Source organism: Pseudomonas sp. (genome assembly GCF_026224925.1).
Classification (GTDB): domain Bacteria; phylum Pseudomonadota; class Gammaproteobacteria; order Pseudomonadales; family Pseudomonadaceae; genus Aquipseudomonas.
This window is the reverse complement of the sequence record NZ_JAMFRV010000350.1, coordinates 1-4301: the sequence shown is the minus strand read 5'-3', so window position 1 is coordinate 4301 and position 4301 is coordinate 1. Positions and strand designations below refer to the sequence as shown.

Here is a 4301-nt window from a genome sequence, read left to right as displayed (position 1 = left end):
TGGCTCCAGCCACTCCAGCGCTGGCAAGACTTTTGGCGCTTTAGCCACGGGGCGTCTCCAGCAGTACTGCGGTTTTGGCCAGGCGTTGGCCCAAGGCACGGCACAAGATGATTTCGTGTTGGTCGAGTTTGCGTTTGCCGTCTGCCCCCGCATGGTGACTGGCGCCATACGGTGTGCCGCCGCCGCTGGTTTCCAGCAGCGCAGCTTCGCTGTAAGGCAAGCCCGCGACGAGCATGCCGTGGTGCAACAGCGGCAACAGCATGGACATCAGGGTCGTTTCCTGACCGCCGTGCAGGCTGGCAGTGGAAGTAAACACGCTAGCCGGTTTACCCACCAACGCGCCGGTCAGCCACAACGTGCTGGTGTTATCGAGAAAGTATTTAAGCGGTGCAGCCATGTTGCCAAAGCGCGTCGGACTGCCCAATGCCAGACCGGAACAGTTCTTCAGGTCGTCTAGGCTTGCATACAAGGCGCCGGCCTCTGGAATGCTCGGTGCGACCGCTTCGATCTCCGAAGAAATCGCCGGTACGGTGCGCAGTCGGGCTTCCATGCCGCCGAGTTCGATGCCGCGCGCAATCTGCCGGGCCATTTCGCTGGTCGAGCCATTGCGGCTGTAATACAAAACCAGAATATACGGCGCGCTCAAGAGAGAATCTCCAGCACGCGTTCTGGCGGTCGACCGATGATGGCTTTATCGCCGACCACCAGAATCGGTCGCTCGATCAACTTTGGGTGGCCTGCCATGGCGGCGATCAGTTGCTCGTCGGTCAGGCTGGAATCGGCCAGGTTGAGGGTTTTATAGTCGTCTTCGCCGGTACGCAGTAATTGCCGGGCATTGAGCCCCAGCTTGCCCAGCAGAGCGCGCAACTGCGTGGCGTCAGGTGGGGTCTCCAGGTAGCGGATGATGGTCGGCGTGAGGCCGCGTGCTTCGAGCAATTCCAGCGCCCCGCGAGATTTCGAGCAGCGCGGGTTGTGATAAAGCGTCATGTCGGTCATTTGCGGGTCGCATCTTGCGTAAGGTGGCGGCTATTCTACATACGTGAAGCGCGCTCCTGAACCTTGCAGGCTGCCGGGGCGGTGATTGGTCGCAGTTAACGTGAATATCTCGATGAAGGAATGCCACATGGCAAGGCGATTGGCAGCGGTAGTGACGCTTCTCGGCAGTTTGTTGCTTGGCGGATGTGGCGCGGATTTGGGCCTTGATCAAAACGGGCACAAGGTCGCCAGTGAGCAGGTCGACAAGCATTGGCTGGTCATCAATTACTGGGCGGAGTGGTGCGGTCCATGCCGTACCGAGATCCCGGAGCTGAATGCCTTGGCCAAGGAGCTCAAAGACAAACAAGTGAGCGTTTTCGGGGTCAACTTTGACGGCTTGCAAGGCGACGATTTGAAGTCGGCCAGCGCTGCACTGGGGATTGGCTTCACCGTGTTAGCGCAAGACCCGGCTGACCATTATGACTTGCCGCACAGTGACGCGTTGCCGGTGACCTACATCATCGATGACAAGGGCAAAGTGCGCGAAACATTATTGGGTGAGCAGACGGCTGCGGGCGTTAGCCAGCGGTTGGCGGTGTTGCGCGGTGAGGGTTAAGGGTCCATCAGATAGACCACGTAACGGCCTTCGCGAATTCATTCGGGAAGGCGTCAGGCCAGACTTCGCTGAATCAGCTGTCTTCCAACCAGAACCGTAGCGGTTTGCCTTGTTCTGGCCACAGGCGCAGTTGTTCAATAGGGGAGATGTCCCAGCGTTGGACTTTGGTCAAGGCATCAAGAAAGCGTTGTTCTTGCTCCATCAGTGCCGGTGAGCACACCCTGCGGGTGCTGCCGACTATACCGAAGTGAAACTTCTCGCCTTCTTGCGCATACGGTGCGAACCAATGATTGCAGCCGGCGTTGCCATAGGCGCGACCGTCTTCACCCAGCGTCATGGTCAAGTGGCTGCGGTCCACCAGCGGACGTTCGCCAATCCACTCCAGCAAGTAGCTCTGATCGTGCTGCACCTGCGGCGGCTCAGCGGCGCAGCCCAGCAGCGTGCTGCCGAGCAGACCCAGCAGGACGGCTCGTCTCATGCGGCTGGCTCCTGGCATTTACGGCAGAAGTGCTTGTCACCTTCGGTTTTCCAGCCCAGCTCGGCGATGCGAGCGGCAGCCGCAGGCTTTTGCGCCTTGGTGCCTAGCTTGGCGTCGACCGCGAACTCAAACTTGAGCTCAGTCTGGCAACCGTTGCAGTTGACCTGCCACTGGTGAATCGCCAGCTCCCCGAACGCAGGTCCTTGCGCCACCGCAACCCATTGGCCGCGAGGGTTGATCAAGTGTCGGACTTTTTCGACGGTCAGGCGCATGGACAAGTCCTTGCTGCCTTTTAAGGTGACCAGCAGCACATCATCGGCGTGAATCGAGCCGCCGTTGCCGGTGACTTGATAGCGTCCGGGCGCCAGCGCGCGGACTTCGGTCAAGGTGTGTTGTGGGTTAAGCAGGCTGTAGCGGAAATCGTGTTCGACCATTGGGTCCTCCAAATCTGCGCGCATCCTACCAGTTTTTAGCCCTGCACCAGATTCTGTGGTGAGCCTTGCGCCCAGTGGGCGATGTTATCCAGCGTGGTCTGAGCAATCGCACCCAATGCCTCACGGGTCAGAAAGGCCTGATGCGCCGTAATGATCACGTTGGGAAAGGTCAGCAAGCGCGCCAGCACGTCGTCTTGCAGCGGTAGATCAGAGCGATCTTCAAAGAACAGTTGCGCCTCTTCTTCATACACGTCCAGCCCGAGATAACCGAGTTGCCCGCTTTTCAGCGCCTCGATCAAGGCCGGGGTATCGACCAAAGCGCCGCGCCCAGTGTTGATTAACATTGCACCAGGCAGCATCTGCGCCAACGAGCCACTGTTAATCAGGTGCTTGCTCTCGGCGGTCAGCGGGCAGTGCAGACTGATGATCTGCGCCTGGGCCAATAGCTCCGGCAGACTCAGGTAGCGCGCGCCGAGGGCTTCGACGGCCGGGTTGGGGTAAGGGTCATAAGCGAGCAAGGTGCAGCCAAATCCCGCCATGATCCGCGCGAAGGTGGCGCCGATTTGCCCGGTGCCAACGATGCCGACGGTTTTACCCACTAGGTCGAAACCGGTCAGCCCATGCAGGCTGAAGTCGCCATCACGTGTGCGGTTGTAGGCGCGGTGCAGGTGCCGGTTCAACGCTAGAATCAGCGCCACGGCATGCTCAGCCACCGCGTGTGGGGAATAGGCGGGCACGCGCACCACGCTGAGGCCAAGGTGTTGCGCGGTGGGCAAATCCACATGGTTATAACCCGCAGAGCGCAGGGCGATAAGACGTGTGCCGCCAGCGGCCAATTGCTCCAGTACCGGGGCGCTGAGGTCGTCATTGATGAACGCGCACACCACCGGATAGCTGTGCGCCAGCGCGACGGTTTCCAGGTTCAGACGGGCAGGCTGGAAATGCAGATCAACGCCGCTGGGTAAGGCGGCAGCGAGGAAGCTATCGCGGTCGTAGGTTTGGCTGCTGAAGACGAGCGTTCGCATCTAAAACCTCATAGGCTACAAAGCTTCCCGAATGAATTCGGTCCCACAGGTAATGGGCGATCACCCTGTGGGACCGAATTCATTCGGGAAGGGAGCTGCGCGGAGTTCCAGATTAACCACGCGTGCTTCTACTCTAAACGATCCAGGTCGGTTGCTATTGCCTCAGATCAAGCACTCACCCGAGCCTCAATGGCCAGGCGGTTGATCGCCATGGCCAGCTCGTCCAGGGCGGCTTCGGCTTCCGCGGCATCCTTTTTCAGCAGGGTTTCACTGCGCTGGCACGCTGCGCGCAGCTGAGGTACGCCGCAATAACGCGTCGCGCCGTGCAAGCGATGCACGCGTTCGATCAAGGCGGATTTGTCGTTGGCTTCCCGGGCGCTACGGATAGCTTCTCGGTCGGTGTCCAGCGACGCCAGCAGCATCGCTAGCATGTCTGCCGCCAAATCCGCCTTGCCTGCAGCCAGGCGCAAACCTTCCTCGTGATCCAGCACGTGCAGGTCGATACCGTTGCGTGCATTTTCGTTTGGCCGTTCCGGCGCCTGATTACGCAGTGCCAGGCCGGTCCATTTGAGCACCACCTGCGCCAGTTGCCGCTCGCTGATGGGCTTGGTCAGGTAATCGTCCATGCCGCTCTGTAACAATGCACGCTTTTCGTTGGCCATGGCGTGGGCGGTGAGGGCAACAATCGGCAGCGAGGTGCTCTGGCGCTCGACTTCCCAGGCGCGAATCGCTTCCGTGGCTTGGCGCCCGTCCATGCCAGGCATCTGCACATC

Annotated in this window: 7 protein-coding genes; 1 reads left to right on the top strand and 6 read right to left on the bottom strand. The window is 60.1% G+C overall.

Going from position 1 to position 4301, the window contains the following annotated elements; genetic code table 11:
• Nucleotides 1-40: 40 nt before the first annotated feature.
• Nucleotides 41-646, bottom strand: a complete 606-nt coding sequence (gene wrbA, locus M0974_RS15275) for an NAD(P)H:quinone oxidoreductase (RefSeq protein WP_297838244.1) — start codon at nucleotides 644-646, stop codon at nucleotides 41-43.
• Complete coding sequence (gene arsC, locus M0974_RS15270) at nucleotides 643-996, bottom strand: arsenate reductase (glutaredoxin) (RefSeq protein WP_297838241.1); 354 nt, start codon at nucleotides 994-996, stop codon at nucleotides 643-645. The genes wrbA and arsC overlap by 4 nt, the downstream gene beginning before the upstream one ends.
• A 127-nt stretch (nucleotides 997-1123) precedes the next feature.
• On the opposite strand from arsC, the gene M0974_RS15265 reads away from it, so the two are divergent.
• Nucleotides 1124-1591, top strand: a complete 468-nt coding sequence (locus M0974_RS15265; protein ID WP_297838239.1) for a TlpA disulfide reductase family protein — start codon at nucleotides 1124-1126, stop codon at nucleotides 1589-1591.
• A gap of 73 nt (nucleotides 1592-1664) precedes the next feature.
• On the opposite strand, the gene M0974_RS15260 is transcribed toward M0974_RS15265, so the two are convergent.
• The 4 genes from M0974_RS15260 to M0974_RS15245 all read right to left on the bottom strand — a co-directional run.
• Nucleotides 1665-2069, bottom strand: a complete 405-nt coding sequence (locus M0974_RS15260) for an META domain-containing protein (RefSeq protein ID WP_297838236.1) — start codon at nucleotides 2067-2069, stop codon at nucleotides 1665-1667.
• Nucleotides 2066-2503: a hypothetical protein gene (locus tag M0974_RS15255; protein WP_297838234.1), complete on the bottom strand. Its 438-nt coding sequence runs from the start codon at nucleotides 2501-2503 to the stop codon at nucleotides 2066-2068. Before M0974_RS15255 ends, M0974_RS15260 begins: the two co-directional genes overlap by 4 nt.
• Before the next feature lie 35 nt (nucleotides 2504-2538).
• Nucleotides 2539-3528, bottom strand: a complete 990-nt coding sequence (locus tag M0974_RS15250; RefSeq protein ID WP_297838232.1) for a 2-hydroxyacid dehydrogenase — start codon at nucleotides 3526-3528, stop codon at nucleotides 2539-2541.
• Nucleotides 3529-3695: 167 nt separating this feature from the next.
• Nucleotides 3696-4301 (bottom strand): Hpt domain-containing protein (locus M0974_RS15245; RefSeq protein WP_297838230.1); only part of this gene is annotated, 606 nt, incomplete at its 5' end.